At 33.9% G+C, this 22,316-nt stretch carries 14 protein-coding genes; 8 read left to right on the top strand and 6 right to left on the bottom strand.

The genetic code is table 11. The features are described 5' to 3' along the window. The first annotated feature begins 21 nt into the window (after nucleotides 1–21). The 6 genes from ccoN to F6464_RS11870 all read left to right on the top strand — a co-directional run bounded on the left by ccoN (nucleotide 22) and on the right by F6464_RS11870 (nucleotide 6,074). On the top strand, nucleotides 22–2,211 hold the full coding sequence (gene ccoN, locus F6464_RS11895) for a cytochrome-c oxidase, cbb3-type subunit I (RefSeq protein WP_151108113.1): 2,190 nt from the start codon (nucleotides 22–24) through the stop codon (nucleotides 2,209–2,211). A 6-nt stretch (nucleotides 2,212–2,217) separates the two neighbouring features. Continuing rightward, entirely contained in the window at nucleotides 2,218–2,388 is a 171-nt protein-coding gene (locus F6464_RS11890) for a CcoQ/FixQ family Cbb3-type cytochrome c oxidase assembly chaperone (protein WP_151108111.1), read from the top strand. A 38-nt stretch (nucleotides 2,389–2,426) separates the two neighbouring features. Next, nucleotides 2,427–3,365, top strand: coding sequence for a cbb3-type cytochrome c oxidase N-terminal domain-containing protein (locus tag F6464_RS11885; RefSeq protein ID WP_151108109.1), 939 nt, complete (start codon nucleotides 2,427–2,429; stop codon nucleotides 3,363–3,365). A gap of 4 nt (nucleotides 3,366–3,369) precedes the next feature. Next, a complete protein-coding gene (ccoG, locus tag F6464_RS11880) occupies nucleotides 3,370–4,788 on the top strand; it encodes a cytochrome c oxidase accessory protein CcoG (protein WP_151108107.1) in 1,419 nt (472 codons plus the stop codon). A gap of 16 nt (nucleotides 4,789–4,804) precedes the next feature. After that, nucleotides 4,805–5,254 (top strand): FixH family protein, encoded by a 450-nt coding sequence (locus F6464_RS11875; RefSeq protein ID WP_151108105.1) that lies wholly within the window; start codon nucleotides 4,805–4,807, stop codon nucleotides 5,252–5,254. Between the two features lie 118 nt (nucleotides 5,255–5,372). Further along, nucleotides 5,373–6,074 (top strand): sulfite exporter TauE/SafE family protein, encoded by a 702-nt coding sequence (locus F6464_RS11870; RefSeq protein WP_151108103.1) that lies wholly within the window; start codon nucleotides 5,373–5,375, stop codon nucleotides 6,072–6,074. On the opposite strand, the gene hemN is transcribed toward F6464_RS11870, so the two are convergent. From hemN to F6464_RS11840, 6 genes are all read right to left on the bottom strand, one after another. Next, entirely contained in the window at nucleotides 6,075–7,439 is a 1,365-nt protein-coding gene (gene hemN / locus F6464_RS11865; RefSeq protein ID WP_151108101.1) for an oxygen-independent coproporphyrinogen III oxidase, read from the bottom strand. A gap of 121 nt (nucleotides 7,440–7,560) precedes the next feature. Further along, nucleotides 7,561–9,693 (bottom strand): DUF349 domain-containing protein, encoded by a 2,133-nt coding sequence (locus F6464_RS11860; protein WP_151108099.1) that lies wholly within the window; start codon nucleotides 9,691–9,693, stop codon nucleotides 7,561–7,563. A gap of 180 nt (nucleotides 9,694–9,873) precedes the next feature. Then, a complete protein-coding gene (locus tag F6464_RS11855) occupies nucleotides 9,874–10,617 on the bottom strand; it encodes a shikimate dehydrogenase family protein (protein ID WP_151108098.1) in 744 nt (247 codons plus the stop codon). A gap of 158 nt (nucleotides 10,618–10,775) precedes the next feature. Then, the gene (locus tag F6464_RS11850; protein ID WP_151108096.1) at nucleotides 10,776–12,173 is read right to left on the bottom strand and encodes a tetratricopeptide repeat protein; all 1,398 of its coding nucleotides are present in this window, start codon (nucleotides 12,171–12,173) and stop codon (nucleotides 10,776–10,778) included. A gap of 130 nt (nucleotides 12,174–12,303) precedes the next feature. Further along, nucleotides 12,304–13,500, bottom strand: coding sequence for an aspartate aminotransferase family protein (locus F6464_RS11845; RefSeq protein WP_151108094.1), 1,197 nt, complete (start codon nucleotides 13,498–13,500; stop codon nucleotides 12,304–12,306). A gap of 21 nt (nucleotides 13,501–13,521) precedes the next feature. Further along, nucleotides 13,522–15,168 (bottom strand): OstA-like protein, encoded by a 1,647-nt coding sequence (locus F6464_RS11840; RefSeq protein WP_394349408.1) that lies wholly within the window; start codon nucleotides 15,166–15,168, stop codon nucleotides 13,522–13,524. Between the two features lie 133 nt (nucleotides 15,169–15,301). Here F6464_RS11840 and F6464_RS11835 point away from each other — a divergent pair, with 133 nt between their 5' ends. Continuing rightward, nucleotides 15,302–17,173, top strand: a complete 1,872-nt coding sequence (locus F6464_RS11835; protein ID WP_394349407.1) for an alpha-amylase family glycosyl hydrolase — start codon at nucleotides 15,302–15,304, stop codon at nucleotides 17,171–17,173. Nucleotides 17,174–17,911: 738 nt separating this feature from the next. Continuing rightward, a partial coding sequence (locus F6464_RS11830) for a beta strand repeat-containing protein (RefSeq protein WP_191963380.1) occupies nucleotides 17,912–22,316 on the top strand: 4,405 nt, incomplete at its 3' end.

Below are 22,316 nucleotides of genomic sequence, written 5' to 3'. Positions count from 1 at the left end.
CTTAAAATCAAATATCTATCTATGGAAATGCAACAATTTTATTATGACAACAAAATTGTAAAGAAGTTTCTTTACGCCACTATCGTTTTTGGTGTAGTGGGAATGCTAGTGGGACTTATACTAGCTATAATGTTTCTTTTTCCAAATATAACCGATGGAATTTCGTGGTTAAGTTTTGGACGTTTGAGACCTTTACATACCAATGCAGTAATTTTTGCCTTCGTAGGAAATGCAATGTTCGCAGGAGTTTATTATTCATTGCAACGTTTGCTTAAAGCCAGAATGTTTAGTGATTTTTTGAGTAATTTAAATTTTTGGGGATGGCAATTAATTATTGTTGCTGCTGCTGTTTCACTTCCGTTAGGATATAGTACTTCAAAAGAATATGCCGAATTAGAGTGGCCAATAGATATTGCTATCGCTTTAATTTGGGTTGCTTTTGGTATTAATATGATTGGAACAATTTTAAAAAGAAGAGAGCGCCACTTGTATGTTGCCATATGGTTTTACATTGCAACTTTCGTTACTGTAGCCGTTTTACATATTTTCAATAGTTTAGAATTACCAGTTTCGACATTGAAAAGTTACAGCGTTTATGCAGGTGTACAAGATGCTCTAGTGCAGTGGTGGTATGGTCACAATGCTGTTGCATTTTTCTTAACTACTCCTTTTTTAGGACTGATGTATTATTTTATTCCAAAAGCCGCCAATCGTCCAGTATATTCGTATAGACTTTCTATAGTTCATTTTTGGTCATTGATATTCATTTATATTTGGGCAGGACCACACCATTTATTATACTCGGCCTTACCAACTTGGGCACAAAACTTAGGGGTTGTATTCTCCATTATGTTAATTGCACCTTCTTGGGGTGGTATGATAAACGGACTCTTAACACTTCGTGGAGCTTGGGATAAAGTACGTGAAGAACCAATTTTGAAATTCTTCGTAGTTGCCATAACAGGTTACGGAATGGCAACTTTAGAAGGTCCAATGTTATCGCTTAAAAAGTTTAATGCTATTGCACACTATACCGATTGGATTATTGCTCACGTTCACGTTGGAGCTTTAGCTTGGAACGGATTTATGGCATTTGGTATGATTTATTGGTTGATACCTCGAATGACAAAAGGAAAATTATACTCTATTAAATTAGCTAATTTCCATTTTTGGATAGGAACTTTAGGAATTATCATATACACTTTACCCATGTATGTTGCGGGATTTACACAAGCATCAATGTGGAAACAATTCAATCCAGACGGAACGTTGACCTACGGAAACTTTCTTGAAACTGTAACTCAAATCATGCCAATGTATTGGATGAGAGCAGTAGGTGGAACCATGTATTTAATTGGAATGTTGGTTTTAGTTTATAATATTATTCAAACGGTTCGTGCTAATGCAAATGTAGAAGACGAATTGGCTGAAGCACCTGCATTAATCAAAATAAGTGCAGGTAGAATTAAAGGCGAAAAATACCATTCTTGGTTGGAAAGAAGACCTATTCAGTTGACACTTTTTGCGGTTATTGCTATTTTAATTGGTGGAATTATTCAAATAGTTCCAACAATTATGATAAAATCAAATATTCCAACTATTGCCAGTGTAAAACCCTATACGCCTTTAGAATTAGAAGGTCGCGATTTATACATTCGTGAAGGTTGTGTGGGCTGTCACTCTCAATCTGTTCGTCCTTTTAGAAGCGAAGTAGAGCGTTACGGACCACAATCAAAAGCAGGAGAATTTGTTTATGATCATCCATTCCTTTGGGGGTCTAAAAGAACGGGTCCAGATTTATTACGAGTTGGAGCTAAATACAATGACAGCTGGCATTTCAATCATTTTTGGGATCCGCAAAGTATTTCAGCAGGTTCAATTATGCCAGGATACAAATGGTTGTTTGATAATAAAGCAATGGATATTTCTTTATTAGAAAAGAAAATGAAAGCCATGCGAACACTTGGTGTTCCTTATTCGGATGCTGAAATAGCAAATGGTACTAATGATTTGAGAAAACAAGCTCTAAAAATAGAAGAGAATCTAAAAGCAGATCCCGATTTCGTAAAAAGTTATGAAAATAGCAAGAAAAAGGCAGAAGCCAAAGGAGAGCAATTTGTACCTATGAATGAAAGAGAAATTGTAGCTATGATAGCTTATATTCAGAGGTTAGGAACTGATATAAAAGTAAAAAATAACCCAAAAAACTAAACCAATATGTTCGAGCAAATAAAACACAATATGGAAACTATCGATGGTGTCGCCATTTTTCCAATACTATCATTATTGATTTTTTTCTTCTTCTTTGTTGGCCTAGGGTTCTGGGTGTTCTCTTATAAAAAAGAAAAAATAGAAGAGATAAGTAACATTCCTCTAAATGATAAATAAATTTGGATAATAGCAATATCACACTAAAATTTTAAAAAATGAAAAAATTAATCCCTTCCTACATACGAGTACCTCTAATTTTCTTATCAGTTGTTGGTGCTATGGAATATTTTGTTGACTCTGGAGATGATTTCGCTTTTGTAAAGTTTCCTATGATTTCCTTATTTCTGGTAGTGTTCCTTTTTCTTTTGATAGCAATTGAGATTACCATAAGCGCAATTGATAATGTGATGTATCAAATTCTTTCAGAAGAACAAAAACAAAAAGTCGATGCCGTAAATAGCTTAAGTATTCAAGAAAGCGATTGGTGCAAAAACATTCTGAAAAAACTCACTAGAACCGTACCAATGGAAAGTGAGGGACAACTTTTGTTAGACCATGATTATGATGGAATTAAAGAATTAGATAATGTTTTACCACCGTGGTGGGTTTATTTGTTCTACGGATGCATAGTATTTGCCATAATTTACCTTGTGAGATTTGAAATTTTAGGAGCTCCAGATCAAGAAATGGAACTTAAAAACGAAATGGCTCAAGCCAAAATTGAAGTGGCTGAATATATGAAAACAGCACCTGATATGATGGATGAAGAAACGGTTACTCTTTTAACAGATACTCCTAGTTTAGCGGAAGGCAAAACCATCTTTACAACCAATTGTGTGGCATGCCATAGAGCGGATGCTGGTGGACAAATAGGGCCAAATTTAACCGATACACATTGGATTTTAGGCGGTGGTATTAAAAATATTTTCCACACTCTTGAACATGGAGGAAGAGACGGAAAAGGAATGATTTCATGGAAAGGAACGCTAAAACCAACTGAAATGCAAAAAGTGGCAAGTTATGTTATTTCGTTACAAGGTACTAATCCTAAAGATCCCAAAGCACCAGATGGGGAAATTTGGATTGATACAAGCGCTCAAAAAAGTGATGATATTGCAACTGCCAAAACAGATACAACCCAAGTAAAAAAATAAAATAATGTCTAATTTTTCAGATGAATCTTTTAGAGATTCCATCGCAACGATTGATGAAGAGGGGAACAGGAAATTTATTTTTCCAAAAAAACCAAGCGGTAAATTTTACAATTATCGAAAATGGGTTAGCTATTTTTTATTAATTGTTCTTGTTGCCAATCCTTTTGTAAAAATTAATGGCAATCAGTTTATGATGTTCAATGTTTTGGAACGGCGATTCAATGTTTTTGGGTTCCCGTTTTGGCCACAAGATTTTTACCTTTTTGTTCTTTTTATGATTATTGGGATTGTATTTGTCATCTTCTTCACTGTTATTTTTGGGAGGATATTTTGTGGATGGATTTGTCCGCAAACCATATTTCTTGAAATGGTTTTCAGAAGAATAGAATACTGGATTGAAGGGGATCGTGGAGCACAAATTAGACTCTCAAAACAAGAATGGAATGCTGAAAAAATTAGAAAGAAAGGTTTGAAGTGGGTTGTATTTTTAATACTATCCTTTTTTATTGCAAATATCTTTCTTGCCTATTTAATAAGTAGCGACGAATTGTTTAAAATGATTGAGGATGGGCCAAAAGACAATATCAGTACTTTGATCGCATTATTCATTTTTACAGGAGTTTTTTACTTTGTATTTGTTTGGTTTAGAGAACAAGTTTGTATCATAGCTTGTCCTTACGGAAGATTACAAGGCGTTCTTTTAGATAATAAATCGATTAATGTTGCCTATGATTTTGTTAGGGGTGAAAAAGAATTAGGAAGAGCAAAATTCAACAAGCAAGAAGATCGGGCTACAACAGGTAAAGGCGATTGTATCGATTGCAAACAATGTGTAAACGTTTGTCCAACTGGAATTGACATAAGAAACGGAACCCAATTAGAATGTATTAATTGTACCGCTTGTATTGACGAATGTGACACAATAATGGAAAGCGTGAATTTGCCTAAAGGACTTATTCGTTATGCTTCTGAAGATGAAATTGAAAAAAAAGCTACATTCAAGTTTACCACTAGAATGAAAGGCTATTCAGCAGTTTTATTAATTTTAGTAGGAGTTTTAACGGGTTTATTATTTTTAAGAAATGATGTTGAAACCGTAATATTAAGATTACCAGGACAGTTGTACGAACACAAAGGCAATAATATTAGTAATGTATTTACTTTTAAAATAATCAATAAAACCAATGAAGATTTCAACAAAGTACATTTTAAATTAAAAGGAATTAAAGGAGATTTGAAAGTGGTTGGTGTACAAGATTTAAAAGTACCGCGACAAGGGATGAACGGAGGAACGTTGTTTGTAGAAATCAACAGATTTTTATTAGACAATGATAAAACCAAACTGAAAATTGAGGTTTATAATGGCAATAAAAAACTTGAAACAACAACAACTAGTTTTTTAAGTCCAAGAACTTTTGACTAATTAAAAAAATAAAAAAATGAAAATTAATTGGGGAACTTCTATAGTAATAGCATTTGTTTTATTCGCAAGTTTTATTTTTTATTTTATCATAAAAGTACAAACCGATAGCAAGTACGATAACGATTTGGTTGTTGAAGAATATTATAAACACGATGCCAAATTTGGAGATGAAATGATTCGCATACAGAACGCAACGGATTTAAAGTATAAACCAACAATAGTAACCGACATTCAAGGAATAACTATTCACTTTCCAAATCAATTTGTGCCAAAAAATATTAAAGGTAAAGTATCCCTTTACAGACCGTCTAACAAAAAATTAGATTTCGAAATTCCTATTTCGGTAACTAATCCAACTTTGCTCATACCTAAAACAAGTTTGTTAGGCGGTCGATGGGATATAAATATGGAATGGCAATATGAAGGAAAATCATATCTTACTAAAGAAATAGTATATATAAATTAAAGAAAAAAGACGAAACGATAATAGAGTATGGACAAATTTTTTAAACTAAAATAAATCTTTTATGAACTTGACCATTAGTCTATTATCTATCCGTTTATCATCTATCATCTAAAAAAAAATGCTTTATTCTGCTTTTATCTTTGGCCTTATCAGTAGTTTGCACTGCATAGGAATGTGCGGGCCAATTGCTATGATGTTACCTGTAGATAGAACCAATCCAGCAAAAAAAACCACTCAAATTATAACCTATCATTTAGGTAGACTTACTGCATATGCAAGCATTGGTTTAATTTTTGGGATGCTTGGACAAGGTTTATTTATTGCTGGTATTCAACAACAATTATCTGTTTTAATTGGTATTGCGATGATTTTGATAGTCTTAATTCCTGAAAAAGTTTTCGCTAACCATAATTTTTCAAAACCAATTTTTAAAATAATTTCAAAAGTAAAAGCCACTCTAGGAAATCAGTTTAGGAGTAAAAGTTACAAATCGCTATTTACTATAGGATTGTTAAACGGATTTTTACCATGTGGAATGGTTTACGTAGCTTTGTTCGGAGCTATTGCTATGCAAAGTGTTAGTTTTGGAACTTTGTATATGACTTTATTTGGTTTAGGAACCGTTCCTTTAATGAGTAGCGTGGTGTATTTAAATTCTTTTTTAACGCTTTCCGTTCGAAATAAAATTCAGAAAATCATTCCTTATGCAGCTGTTTGTATAGGAATTTTATTTATTCTTAGAGGTTTGGGACTTGGAATTCCTTATGTTTCTCCAGGAAATTTAAGCTTGTTTATTCAAGCGCATCCCAATTGTCATTAATTAAATAGTCATCGAAAACAATTGCGTTTCAGGTGCTTTGCGTTTCAAGAGTAAATCGAATGCCATACAAATATTTCGAACAAAAGGTTTTCCTGCTTCAGTAATTTGAACATTATCTTTTGAAATTAATACCAACCCATCTTTTTCTAGTTCTTTTAATTGATTCATAACTTCAGGTATTTCTTCAAAATAATTTGATTCCTCTTTCCAGGACGTTTCAAATTGGCACATCAAATTAAGAATGTGTTTTCTTATGATCAAATCTTCATCTGTTAGCAAATGACCTCTAAAAATAGGTAATTTATCCCATTCAAGCATTTGATAATAATCTTCTAAATTTTTTACGTTTTGGCCAAAACTATACCAACTGTCACTAATAGCTGAAACACCTAAACCAATCATTAATTGTGTTTTAGAAGAACTGTAGCCCATAAAATTACGATGCAATTCCCTATTTTCAATGGCTTTGTACAAGCTATCTGTTTTTAAAGCAAAATGATCCATTCCTATTTCATGATAGTTATTTTCATACAGCAAATGTTTTCCCACTTCATAAAGCTGTCTTTTTATATCGTCTTTTGGTACATCTTCATCTTTAAAACCACGTTGTCCATTTCCTTTTATCCAAGGCACATGAGCATAACTGTAAAATGCTAATCGATCAGGTTGTAATGAATTTGTTTTTTCTATAGTATCGATTACATCTTCTAATTCTTGAAAAGGCAAACCAAAAATAATATCGTGACCAATAGAAGTATAACCAATTTCCTTCGCCCAAAAAGTAACTTTAGCCACATTATGAAAAGGTTGTTCCCTATGAATGGCTTTTTGCACTTTTTCAGAATAATCTTGAACTCCGAAACTCACTCTACGAAAGCCTAAATCATATAATTTCTGTAAATGTTCCCGTTTGGTATTATTAGGATGCCCTTCAAAACTGAATACATAATTTTCGGCTCTCGTTGCATGACTAAAAATACCGTTTATCAAATCTTCTAAGTTTTTAGAAGAAAAAAAAGTAGGAGTGCCTCCGCCAAGATGAATTTCTTTTATTTTTGGTTTTTTGTTTACTATTTTGCAATACAAAGCCCATTCTTTTAATACTGCTTCAATATAGGGATGCTCGACACCATGATTTTTGGTAATCCGTTTGTTGCATCCACAAAAAGCACACAAACTTTCACAAAAAGGCAAGTGAATATACAAACTAATACCTTCAGAATCATTGCTTTCTGAAAAAGATTTTTTTAAGGTATCTATCCAAATTTGATAATTAAAATCGGTTTCATTCCAATACGGAACTGTTGGATAACTCGTGTATCTAGGCCCTGGAACATTATACTTTTGAAGCAATGATTTTTTCATGGTACTATCTTTCAATATCCAAAAGTAAGGCTACATTTGAAGTTTTAAAATGATAATTGTCATATATAAAAAAAACCTCAAACTAAAATTAGATTGAGGTTTCTGGTAAAATATTCGAAATTTATTCTTGTTTCAAATTTCTTAATTGTTTTAGTTTTTCTTTCCAAACATCAAGACTTTCTTTATGAATAGCAATGTTTTTGCGAACTTCTAAAACTATAGAATTTTCTTTTTTAGCATTTCTTGTATTGGTAAAGAACTGAATGTTGTTTTCTAATTGGAAAATTTCATTCTGAACTTCTTCAATTTTACGCATTAAGAAAATCTTTTCATTGTCTAATTTTCTTGTATCATTATTTTCAGATAAGTGATCCATTCTATTTGCAAAACGCATCATATCAGTGTCTTTCTTGCTCAAACTTAATTTTTCGAACAAGGCATCTAAAATTTTATTGAATTTGCCTTCTATATGTCTTCTTTGAAAAGGTACTTTGCCAAAACTTTTCCAAGCTTCTATATGTAATTTTATAGCTGCTAAATCGGCTTTGTGTTCACCAATTAATTCAAAGGTTTTAATAGTTTCTAAATAGTCCTTCTTTTTATCGAAAGCTTCTACTTCGACAGCATTTTCTTCTGATTTTTGTTCTTTTAATTTTTCGAAATAACCATTGCAAGCACCTCTAAATTCGGCCCATAATTTGTCAGAATATTTTCTGGGAACATGTCCAATTTGTTTCCAATCTTCCTGAATTTGTTTCATGATTGGAGTAGTAGTTTCAAAGTCGGTACTTTCTTGTAGCTCCTTAGCTTTAGCAACTAACGCTTGTTTTTTTGTAAGATTATCGTTTTGATCTTTCTTAATGTCTTTGTAAAATGAGTTTTTTAAAACATTAAAACTTCTAACGGCGTTTTTAAAACTGGCCCAAGTCTCCTCATTCAAATCGCTAGGTACTTTCCCGGCAATAAAGAATTCATTTCGTAATGCTTCTACTTTTTCAACCTGACCCAACCAAGCGGCATGCGAATTTACTTTCTCTTGTGCTAAAACTTCTATTTTAGCAATTATATCTTTTTTAGTATTTAAATTTTCGAGTTCTGTGCCTCTCAATTTTTCGAAAAGGACTTCTCGTTTATCATGCATTTGTTTGGTCAAATCACTAAATTTGTTCCAAACTTCTTCACGATGTTCTCTAGAAACTGGACCAATATCTTCCTTCCAAATTTTATGTAAATCCTGTAATTCTCTAAAGGCTTTGTTAATGTCGGCTTCATTTACTAGTTCCTCTACACGAGCAATAATTTTTAGTTTTTGGTCTAAATTGTGTTTAAAATCGATATCACGAGCCTCACGGTCTAAGTGCAAATAATCATAGAAATTTTCCACATGAAAATGGTAATTATTCCAAACATGATTGTATTTGTCTTTTGGTATCGGACCTGCATTTTTCCAGCGATCTCTCAATTCATTAAAATGCTTTAAGGTATCCTTGATGTTTTCTTGTGGATTGATGAGGTTTCTTAATTCTTCTACAATGGCTAAACGAATTTCTAAATTCGATTTTAAATTGGTTTGTAGACTTTTAAAATGGTTATTTTTTCTGTCTCTGTATTTAGAATATAATTGGTCAAATTTTACTTTTAAAGGAAAATGATAATGAAAATCTTCAGAAGTATCAGGATTTTCAGCGTGAAATTCGTCTTTCTTCTCCTCAATAAAATGATGGTATTTAGCCAAGAAAGCTTTTTTGATTTCCTCCACATGATCTTTAACAGCCATCACTTTTTCGTTTGTTACAAGAGTTTCTAATTCAGCTACTAGAGCTTCCATAGATAATGTTTCATAATCTTGTAAAGGAATTTCATGACGAACGGTTTCATCTTCACTTTCGGCCGCATTTACATTGGCAATGGCATTTATGATATCGTTGGTTCCGTGCTCATATTCTAATTCATCGTTTGCTAATTCATCAGGAGTAAGTTCTATAATATGACTATCATTAATGTTTGAAGTTTCAACTTCAACTTCAGGATTAGTTTCAGTTGCTATTTTACTTTCAGCAATTTCTTCACCAACTAAATCTTCGACTTCAGGCGCTTCATTGGTTTCAGCTACTATAGGCGCTTCAACTTCGGTATCAGGAATCGATTCTGTTACAGTCTGTTCAACTGTATTCTCAGTTTGCACCGTTTCTTGCGATGTCATGTTTTTGTCTCCGTCTGCATCAAGCAGGTTATCAGTCTTTTCTTCTAACATTTTATAAAATGTATAAGGTTTTTATTTTTTGAAGGCGAAAGATACTAAAGATGTACTGAAATTCAAAGTAAAACCAACAATTATAAACATTTAAAACCTATTACTATAGGGATTTAAATTTTTTTAATCTAAAAATAATCAAATGAAGTATAGCAGTTGATACAATTTAATAGAGATTTTTTAAGATTCATTCCAAATTTCCCAAGCTTTTTCCGCTTGATTCACTAGCATTTCTAAACCATTTTTTATTACTGCTCCATTTGCTTTCGCTTTTTTAAGGAATTGGGTTTCTGCTGGATTATAAATCAAATCGAAAGCAATGTGTTTTGGTGTAAAATACTCATAAGGAATTTTAGGAAATGCCTCAGTATTTGGGCTTGTTCCTAAAGGAGTACTATTTATAATTATATGGTAATTCTCGAAAGTAGAAGCATCTATTTGGTCATAACTAATCTGTTTTTCTGAAGCTTTTCGAGAAACAAAAGCAGATGAAATTCCTAATTCTTCTAAGGCAAAGGCAACCGCTTTAGAGGCACCGCCTGTTCCAAGTATTAGGGCTTTTTTATGATGGGGTTCTAATAAAGGTTCTAATGCTTTTTTAAAACCATAACAATCTGAATTGTGACCAATTAATTTCCTTTCTTTTGTAATTTTAATTACGTTTACTGCACCAATTTTGGCTGCCGTTTCGGATAATTCATTAAGAAACGGAATTACGGTTTCTTTGTAAGGTATAGTGACATTTAATCCTACTAAATCGGGATTGTTTTTTAGAATTGACGGGAAATCAGTAATTTCTTGAATATCAAAATTTTCGTAAGTGCAATCTTGTGTATTGTCTTTTTGGAAGCGTTCTGTAAAATAACTTTTTGAAAAGGAATAACTAATATTTCTTCCAACTAATCCGAATTGTTTATGTGACATTAAGTTATTTTATTTTTTATGACTATTCTTATATTTTTAAAAATAGTAATCAAATTGAAAATCTGTTCAATATTAATACTTATTCCACCGCAGATTCGCAGATTTTTTTCAGTAATTTTCAATAATCTGCGAATCTGCGGTAAAGAAATCAAGTCCTATTATTTTTTATTTTTATTTATGGCATTTTGCACCATTTTTCTGTCCCAAACAACTGGAAATAATTCTTTAATAATAGTGTGGTGTTTATAATTTAAACGTAAACCATTGCTTAAATGAAATTTTCCTTTTTTGTCGTCTAACATCATAAAATACAATCCCGCCAAACGATATGCTACTTCATATTCTTCAGGAAAATATTCGGATGCTTGTAATAAAGTTTGAATGGCACTTTCGAATTCGCCTTGAAATTGTAAAATATCAACCCAAAACAACCAAGTATCTAATTGGTAGTCTCCATGTTCTACCGCTTTTCTATAACCAAATTCTGCTTCTTCAAATAAATTCATTTCTTTGTTGATGGTAGCATATCGTTTCCAATAAAAACGATTTTCGTTATCAATGCTCAAGGCCTTATTTACATAGTATAAGGCTTTTTGAAAGTTTTTTTGACGAACATAAAAATCGGTAATCGCAATCCAACCTTTATCTAACAGTGGGTCTTCATGAACTGTTTTGTTGAAAAATTTTAAAGCTAAAACTTTATTTCCTAATTTCTCATAGCATTTTCCTATTCTAAGTAAGGCGTAGGACGTAGGGTCGTCTAATTCAATTGTTCGGTTATAGCTTTCAATAGCTTCTTTATATTTTTTGAGTCGTTCTAAAGCTTTTGCTTTTTCCATAAAGGCGCCTAGAAACTCATCGTCTATAAGGGTTGCATAATCAAATGCAATTAAAGCTTCGTTGTATTTTTTTAAACCATAATTCAATCGCCCCACTTGATGCCAAGCTATCTCACTGTAGGGATTTTTATTGATATACTTATTCAGATATTCGATAGCCAATTCATTTTGGTCTAAAAACTCAAAACAATATACCACATTGTACAAAGCGGTTTGGTCTTCTACATCTTCTTCTAAACATTTAATAAAGCTTTCTTTAGCCATTTCAAGATTGTCCATAAAAAGATATTCCATACCTATTAAATTATAAACATCTGCAAAATCGTCCGTATATTTTAAAGCTGTTTTTAATAATTCTACGGCTTTTTCGTGATTGTCTCTTTTAGAATAGATGTTGGCTTTTTGAATGTATATTTCTTCGTTGTTGGGTTCGATAGCAAATAACTCGTTCAGTAATTTTTCTGCTTGATCGAGTTTGTCTTCATAGACCAACATTTCTACCTGAACCAATTTTAAACCAGTTGATTTGGGATGTTGTTCTAATGCTAATTTTAAGGCTTTTTTTGCTAAAGAGGCTTTACCCATATCAAGGTAATGAAGAATAATGTCTTCAAACTCCTCAGAATCAAAAAAGAGCACTTTGTTGGTTTTCAACATCGATTCAAATTTTGATAAGGATAAGTTGTAGTCTTCTTCGTCTTCGTCGCTTAATTGCATATCTTTTTCTTTAAAATTATCCTAAATAAAATTAGGTAACGTACTTCTTAATGTGAGGAAAATTTAGAATTGTTGTGAACAATTTAATTAACAAAAGAATAATTGATAATTTAGAATTAACAATTGATAATTATTTATGATGCATTATCGATTGAATCTCATCCATTGCTTCAAGAATTATGGCACAACCTTCACGAATTTCATCGTTAGAAATAGTTAAAGGAGGTGTAATTCTTATGGCGCAACCCTCAAAAAGCAACCAAAATAAAATTAATCCTTTGTCTTGACATTTAAAGATGACTTGATTGGTTATTGATGCATCTTTAGTCATTATTGCCAACATTAATCCTATTCCTCTTACTTCTTGTATCAAAGGGTGTACCAAAAGCGAACGAAATAGTTTTTCTTTTTCTAATGCTTCTTGCATTAGGTTAGTTTCAATGATTTCTTGTAAAGTGGCTAAGCAGGCAGCCGCTATGACAGGATGTCCGCCAAATGTGGTAATGTGTCCCAGTTTAGGGTTGTGGCTTAGTAAATCCATGTGTGCCGCTGATGCTGAGAATGCACCAACTGGCATTCCTCCGCCCATTCCTTTCCCTAAAATAACAATATCAGGAACTACATTATAGTTTTGAAATCCGAATAATTTCCCGGTTCTTCCAAAGCCTGGCTGGATTTCATCAATAAGCAATAAAGCACCCACTTCGTCGCAACGTTGTCTTACTTTTACTAAAAAATCATTTTCTGGTTGAATAAATCCTGCACCTCCTTGAATACTTTCTAAAATAATTCCAGCAGTTTTAGTAGTTATTTTTAAGATATCGGCTTCGTTATTAAAAGTTATAAAATCGACATCTGGAATTAACGGACGAAAAATTTGCTTGCGCTCTTCAAATCCCATAACACTCAACGATCCCATCGTATTACCGTGATACGCATTATGACAAGAAATGAGTTGGCTTCTGCCAGTTACTCTACGAGCGAGTTTTAAAGCTCCTTCAGTAGCTTCAGTTCCTGAGTTGACCAAATAGGTTTTTTCTAAGGGTTTGGGTAGGAGTGAGGCTAGTAATTTGCAATATTCAACCGCTGGGCTTTGCGAATATTCACCGTATACCATCACGTGTGAATATTTGTCTAATTGGTTTTTTATGGCATCATTAACTCTTTTGTTTTGATGTCCAAGTGCACAAGCAGAAACTCCAGCAACAAAATCTAAATATTTTTTAGTATTGGTATCATAAATGTAAGAACCCAGCGCATGCGAAATCTCCATTCCTAAAGGGTAGGGAGACGTTTGTGCTTGGTATTTGATGAAATCAGGATTCAAAAGGAATATGTATTTTTTGATTTATTTTACTACTGGTTTTGAAACAGGATTGTTCTTATCATAATCTAAGGTTTCTTTTCGTACTTTCATTGGAACATTTTCCTTTTTCATTTCGGCTTCACTTTCTTTAATGATTTTATCGTTTAACTCATTTTCTTCTGGTGGAAAAATATCATCTTTGGTTTTCATTCGTTCCTCACCTCGATAAATAAATCCTCGAAGTTTCCTTGCATTTTCGGGCAAGTCTTTTTCAGGATAAATATCTCCATCCACATTGGTGTAAAACGTCATGGTATCTATAGTGTTGCCGTCTAAAGTTAAATTAATTTTGCTGCTCACATTTTTATTAATCCCTATGAGTTCATGGGCATCATTTCTGAGGTAATAAATTACTTCGGTATTTTTTATAATATCCACTTCGTAGAGTTTATTGTCTTTAAATTTCCCGAATAAATTTTGTCCTTTTACTTGATTAAAGCCAGTTCCTAAGGTGTCTTTAGAGACCAGAAAGGCATTGTTAAGCACTTTGAGTGAATCTAGTTTTTGAGTCGTATCGTTGCCAATTAAATGCATTACATCGCCCGTCATTTGGTTGTCAAAATTCCAAAGAATAGGTTTTCCAATGAGTTGCGTGAGCTTAGTTTTCTGATTAGAGTGTATCGAATCACATTTACCACTCATATCGGTTTTAAAAAATCGAGCATTAGTGTAAGCTCTAACAATTCTATTTTCAGGTTTGCCAGTAATCAAAAGTCTTTTGCCGTGAATATAAACAGAATCTTTATCGACTAGATTAATAGCCACGGCTCTTTTGGTTACAAACATCGAATCTTTTTGTTTGTAAATTTCAGCATAATGTCCTTTGATAATGCCTTTGTTTATAGTATCGGTAATTTTTACATTATTGGTTGCCGATGCAAAATCTTTAGTCCTATTGTAATACAAACTGTCTCCTTCTATCAATCGGTCTTTGTATTTTATATAAGATTTACGGAGAAAATGTCCAATATTCTTTTTACTATCATAAAACCCTTTCTCAGTGTAAATAAAATTTTGGTCACTAGTGATGGTTGATGGGCCAAACAAATACGAATGACCTGAATTGTTGTAATAATCTAAATGGTTCGATTTTACTACGTATTTAGGATTTTTAATTGTTACTGCGGTTAGAAATTGAAACTTTTTTTCAGCTGCGTAATACCGTCCCGATTTACTTTTTAAAACATTATCTTTATTCGTAATGGTTCCGTTAGTATTGTAATAGGCTTGCTGATTTTTTCTGTCAAAGTTTAATGTGTCTGTGGCTAAAGTCATTTCAGGTGAACGCATCACTACATTTCCTGTGGCATAGGCTTGCTTGATATTTCCATTATATTCAGCATATTTACTGTTCATATATAAGGTATCGCCTTGCACAATTTGAACATTTCCAAAAGCTTTTACGTAGTTTTCTTTCTGAAAATAGTAGGCTTTATTACACGTTAAAATGGCTCCGTCATGATTGATACGCACATTTCCCGAAAGTAGTAAAGCATCTGGTATTTCAGTTTGATTGACATCGGCAAAATCCGAATACTCAATTACAATTTTCTTTGAACTTTGAGCCAAAAGTGATTGAAAACCTGGCAAGAACAAGTTAAGAAATAGAAAAAAAAGAATATTTTTCAAATGGTTTTATTTTTTGCCAAATTTATGAAAAAGCCAACAAGGAAAATCGTTATTAAGAATAATTTATCAGTAGATACAAACTAATGGTATTTTTTTATATTTGTGAAGTAGACTTTTTAAAATTAAAGACAACATGAAAAAAATAGTTCTAATGGCATTAATAGGTTTTACGCTATCGGCAAATGCTCAAAATAAAAAGAAGAAAAGTATGGTTACCAATAAAAAAGAAGTAGTTGTAGAGAAAAAAGCAGTTGTTTATCAGGTTTTTACAAGATTGTTTGGTAATAAAAACACCACAAATAAACCTTGGGGAACTATAGCAGAAAATGGAGTAGGTAAGTTTAATGATTTTACAGATAAAGCGTTAACAGAAATAAAGAAATTAGGAGTCACTCATATATGGTATACAGGTGTGCCACATCACGCATTGGTAAACGATTATACTGCGATTGGAATTTCAAATGACGATCCAGAAGTTGTAAAAGGGCGCGCAGGTTCGCCGTATGCTGTAAAAGATTATTACAATGTTAATCCAGACTTAGCAGTAAATCCCGCAAAACGGCTTGAAGAATTTGAAGCTTTAATAGCACGAACACACAAAAATGGGTTAAAAGTCATAATTGATATTGTTCCGAATCACATTGCACGAAAATACGAGGGAAAATCAAATCCGAAAGGTGTTCGCGATTTTGGCGCCGATGATAATATTACAGTAGAATACGACAGAAATAACAATTTCTATTACATTCCAGGACAAGCTTTTCAAGTACCAACATCGGATAATTACAAACCCTTAAATGGGGAAAAGAATCCTCTAATTGATGGTAAATTTGATGAAAATCCTGCAAAATGGACTGGCAATGGTTCGCGATTGGCAAAACCAGATATAAACGATTGGTATGAAACGGTAAAAATAAACTATGGCATTCGTCCCGATGGTTCTAAAGATTTTCCGGAGCTTCCAGCAGGTTACGATAAAAAATCGAATAAGGAGCATTTTGCTTTTTGGAAAGACAAATCGGTACCGAGCTCTTGGACAAAATTTAGAGATATCGCTTTGTATTGGACCGCAAAAGGAGTTGATGGCTTTCGTTATGACATGGCCGAAATGGTGCCGTATGAATTTTGGAGTTACATGAATTCGTCTATTAAAATGAAAAACCCAAATGCTTTTTTAATAGCTGAGGTTTATAATCCTAATGAATCGAGAAACTACATTCGTTTAGGGAAAATGGATTATCTGTATGATAAAGTGGCATTGTATGATAAATTGAAAGAAATTATTCAAGGAAAAAGCAATACTGATCCTATTACCGATATTCAAAAAAGTATGGCAGATATCGAACATCATATGTTGCATTTTCTAGACAATCACGATGAACAACGTTTGGCAAGCCCAGAATTTGCAGGTTCATCCGAAAAAGGAAAACCATTAATGGTACTTTCGGCAACGATAAGCACTTCGCCAACAATGATTTATTTCGGACAAGAAGTAGGTGAGGCAGGTAACGAAAATGGCGGTTTTGGCACGCATTCTAGAACATCAATTTTTGATTATGTAGGCGTTCCCAATCATCAACGCTGGATGAATGGAGGCAAGTTCGACGGTGGGCAATTATCAGAATCTGAAAAAAGCCTACGGGATTTTTACAAACGACTGTTGAATTTTACTATCAACAGTTCGGCATTAATGGGGAAATACCAAGAAATACATGGTTTGAATCGTTATGCTACATCAGGGTATTATCCTGAAGTCTATTCGTTTGTACGCTGGTCTGATAAACAAAAACTCATTGTAATTACTAATTTTTCATCAGAACACACCAGTCATTTTGAGCTAAAAATCCCTGCTGATGTCATTCAATCATGGAAAGTAAAAGATGGTATATATTCAATTAAAGACCAATTATACGGAAAAAGCACTACAAAACTTCATGTTGTAAATGGTGAGGGAAAAGTGAAAATTAGCATTTCACCCTTAGAATCGTTTATTTATGAATTATAAAAACTGTAATTAAAATACCTTTTCATAAAAGCTTTACAATTTTGTAAGGCTTTTTTTTTATTCGAAATAGAAACAATAGTTATTGAATTTCTCCAGCATTAAAAGCATTTGAAATAAGTTCACAAAAATTCGAATCATTAAAATACTTAAGGTTCATTAAGAACAATCTAAAACGTAATTCTCTTAATGCCTTAATTGTTAAAAAAAATTAAACATTAAAAACATGTGCACTATAACTTCAAAAGAAAACAGCTTTATTATTTGGTTCCCATTCATTTCTCACCTTAATCAATAAAAATAATTCTTTAGCGCTAACTTTTCAATCTTTCAATCTTTAGGTATTTTCCATTTTTAACACTTGTTTATTTATTTTTTTAACAATTATAATCTATTTATCATACTTCGAAATCGATTTTTAATTAAATTATTCTTACTATAAGTCTGTTTTTATAAAAAAAAAATGTTAAAAAGTATTTATTCTTACAAATTATGTAATTATAAAGATATTTGTTAAAATTAACTATCGATGAAATACACCTATTATAGATGAACGGATTAGCATAGGTTATTAAACGAGTTTTTGAGTTAGTTAACAGATTTATTTTTATTTTTTTTAAACTGCCCTTTACTTTGCTATGTAATACCCAAAATACCACAAAACGAAACCTAATTAACTGAAAAAGTAAGAGTTACTTTATTAAGTACTCGATTTTTTTTAAAATGTTTAAATTAAATAGTATGGAAACACCATTACAAACAAAAAGCGTAAATGCCCTATTTGCCTTTTTTAAAACAGCGCTCTTAATCGTAAAACAAATGACTACTGGATTTTTTATCAGTAAAATTACAGGACTTTTGTTAATTCCTATTAACGATGTTGGCTTTTCGAAAATCATTTTAAAGAAGAAGCCTTTAAACAACTCTTTCTCGGTGGCAATACTGCTATTGAGTTTGCTATTTGGAATCACAGCTTCTGCGCAAACTAATACTTGGGATGGTTCAAGTAGTAGCAACTGGAATACGGCTGCAAATTGGTCTTTAAATCTGGTTCCTACAAGCGCTCATGATGTAGTAATTCCTAATGGTGTAACTGCAACTATCACAATAAATACTAGCGCAGTCTGTAAAACTTATACAATGAACGGTGGTAATACAGCGAATACTGTCACCATTAGTTCAGGAAATTCGCTTACAGTTTCAGGAGCAGTACTTATTGGAGCAGGAACTGGTAATAATGATGATAAAATTCTAGATGTTGCATCAGGTTCACTTTCATGTACCACAATAACTGTAACCGCAACAGGAAGTAATCAAAGAAATTCAGGTATAACTTTAACTACAGGAACCGTTACCGCTTCAGGGACTATAACAATGGGTGATGTTAATGATATATTTACTTTTTCAAATGCTGGATTTTTGAATGTGGGTGGGAATATGAGTGGAGGAACATTTACCGCCTCAACAGGAACTGTAGAATACTATGGCAATGGGTCTGGAGGCACAACTGCTAATCAAACCGTAGGTGCCTATACCTATAACAATTTGACCTTGTCTGGAAGTGGAATTAAAACATTTTCAGCCACATCTACGATTAATACCCTGCTCTCTATACAAGGTACTGTAACAGTAGCAGGAACTACACCAATCTATTCCACTGCAATTTTAGAATATAAAGGGAGTGCTGCTCAAATAACATCTAATGTTGAGTTACCATCCACAGTTACCGTTAACCTAATCATTGATAACTCAAACGGTGTTACGCTTAATGCTAGTAAAAGTTCTTTTTCAGGTTCTTTAACAGTTACTGCTGGAAGTATACTTGCTTTATCGACGTTCAATCTTGCTTCACCTACAAGTACATTGTTAGAATGCGGTGCAGTAACGGGTTCTTCTATAACTGGTTCAGGAGTATTAACACTTGGAGGAGATGTAACCGTTACAGATGCAGGTACAGGAACAAGTGGTGCGACAATAGCTGCACCTATAACAATGGCATCCACTAGAAACTTTATTGTAGCTAATGATACCTTTAACCCTACAAACTCTACAGCTGTTGATCTTTCGATAAGTTCAATAGTAAGTGGTGCTGGAGGACTTACAAAACAAGGTGCTGGTACAATGGATTTGTCCGCATTAAATACATATAATGGAACTACAACAGTAACCGCAGGGATTTTAAGAGCTTCTAATAATACTGTTGTTACAAATACAAATGGTGCTTTTGGTAACAGTGCAAGTGCAGCTAGTAATATTATTTTAAATGGTGGAACTATTCAATTCAACACAGCAACTTTTAGTAAAACGATTACTGTTGCAGTAACAAATTCTGGGCTAGACGGGTATGGTACTTCACGAATTATTTCAGCGCCTATTACAAAAACGGCTGCTGGTACTTTTAATTTAAATATTGGAGGAACTACCGTTGCAAGTGCAGAGGGTCAGGACTTAACACTTTCAGGATTAATTAACAATACTTCCGCAGGATTAGGCTTAACAAAAATTGGAACTAGCACCGCTATTATTTCTGGAGCTTCAAATTCTTATTCAGGTGGTACAACTATTACTTCAGGGATTTTAAGAGTAAGTGCAGTTGTAGCTTCTTCGGGTAATGGTGCTCTTGGAAATGGAGGTACTATTAGCCTTAATGGAGGAACACTTCAATCAAATATAGCCTCTTTCGACAGAGGACTTACAGTTAGTGCAACTAATTCAACTATTGATGCTTTTGGAGTTAATAGTTCATTTACAGGAAGTATCAATCAGAATGTAGCTGCAACTTTTAATTTGAATGTAGGCGGAACAACCGCTGCTAGTGCCGAAGGACAACAACTCACATTTTCAAGTGCAATTAATAATTCTAGTGGTACACTTGGTTTAACAAAGATAGGATCAAGTACGGTTATTCTTTCAGCTGGTAATGGGTATACCGGTTTAACTACCGTTTCTGCAGGAACGCTACAATATGGAGTAAATAGTGCAATAGCAACTGGTGCAGTTACTGTTTCAGGAGGAACATTAAGCATGTTGACTTTTACTGATACAGTTGGTGCTGTAACGCTAACGAGTGGTGCTATTACAGGAACTACAGGCGCGTTAACAGCGGCTTCATATGCCGTTGAAAGCGGAACAATAAGTAAAATACTTGCCGGTACAGGTGGTTTAACAAAATCGAACTTAGGAACAGTAACTCTTAGTGGAGCTAATACCTACACTGGCGGAAATAACATAAGCGCAGGAACACTAAGTATTAATAGTACTACTGCTCTAGGCGCAGTAGCAAATAACTTAACTATTGCTAGTGGAGCTTTTGCTAATATTGTATCAAACGTTACCGTTGCAAATCTTACTCTTGGAGGATTAGGAACTGCAATTGGAACATGGGGTTTTACAGGATCTGGTGCTACTTTTATTAATACAACTAACTTTACTACAACCATATCTGGTGTTATTAATGTTTCAAATGATTCTCGAACAGCTCCTACAGCGACTTTAGTGGTTTCAAATTCACCAGCAACTTATTCAGGATCTGCTCAAAGTGCTACGGTAAGTATTTCTGCCAGTTCAGTACCAGGAGTAGTAACTACAATTTTAACAGGAGCTGCTGCATCTCAAACAACAGCTGCAACTTATGCAGTTACTGCAAGTTTTGTGCCGACCAACACTGCCAATTACAGTACTTTAACTGGATTGTCGGCAGGAAATTTCGTTATTAATAAAGTAAACTTAACAATTACAGCAACAGGACCAACAAAAACCTATGGTACTGCCCTAACAGCAGGAGCAAGCGCAACTAACTTTACGGCTGTTGGAGCTATTCCAGGACAAACTGTAACAAGCGTAACCCTTACACCTAATGCTGCAGGATTATCAGCAACTACAGCTGCGGGATTAGCCTATGTGGTTACACCATCAGCACCAACAGGAACAGGCGGGTTCTTAGCTGCGAATTATAACATTACTTTCAACGCATTTAACGGAACTGTAGGACAAGCTAATTTAACGATTACAGCAACAGGACCAACAAAAACCTATGGTACTGCCCTAACAGCAGGAGCAAGCGCAACTAACTTTACAGCTGTTGGAGCTATTCCAGGAGAAGCAGTAACAAGCGTAACCCTTACACCTAATGCTGCAGGATTATCAGCAACTACAGCTGCGGGATTAGCCTATGTGGTTACACCATCAGCACCAACAGGAATAGGCGGGTTCTTAGCTGCGAATTATAACATTACTTTCAACGCATTTAACGGGACTGTAGGACAAGCTAATTTGACGATTACTGCAACAGGACCAACAAAAACCTATGGTACTGCTTTAACAACTGTAGCAAGTGCAACTAACTTTACAGCTGTTGGAGCTATTCCAGGACAAACTGTAACAAGCGTAACCCTTACGCCGAATGCTGCAGGATTATCAGCAACTACAGCTACGGGATTAGCCTATGTGGTTACACCATCAGCACCAACAGGAACAGGCGGGTTCTTAGCTGCAAATTATAACATTACTTTCAACGCATTTAACGGAACTGTAGGACAAGCCAATTTAACGGTAACAGCCACTGGACCAACAAAAACCTATGGTACTGCCCTAACAGCAGGAGCAAGCTCAACTAACTTTACAGCTGTTGGAGCTATTCCAGGAGAAGCAGTAACAAGCGTAACCCTTACACCTAATGCTGCAGGATTATCAGCAACTACAGCTGCGGGATTAGCCTATGTGGTTACACCATCAGCACCAACAGGAACAGGCGGGTTCTTAGCTGCGAATTATAACATTACTTTCAACGCATTTAACGGGACTGTAGGACAAGCTAATTTGACGATTACTGCAACAGGACCAACAAAAACCTATGGTACTGCCCTAACAGCAGGAGCAAGTGCAACTAACTTTACAGCTGTTGGAGCTATTCCAGGACAAACTATAACAAGCGTAACCCTTACGCCGAATGTTGCAGGATTATCAGCAACTACAGCTGCGGGATTAGCCTATGTGGTTACACCATCAGCACCAACAGGAACAGGCGGGTTCTTAGCTGCGAATTATAACATTACTTTCAACGCATTTAACGGGACTGTAGGACAAGCTAATTTGACGATTACTGCAACAGGACCAACAAAAACCTATGGTACTGCTTTAACAACTG

Origin of the sequence: Flavobacterium luteum (genome assembly GCF_008806775.1) — a bacterium.
Lineage (GTDB): Bacteria > Bacteroidota > Bacteroidia > Flavobacteriales > Flavobacteriaceae > Flavobacterium > Flavobacterium luteum.
This window is presented reverse-complemented; position numbering and strand designations above follow the sequence as displayed.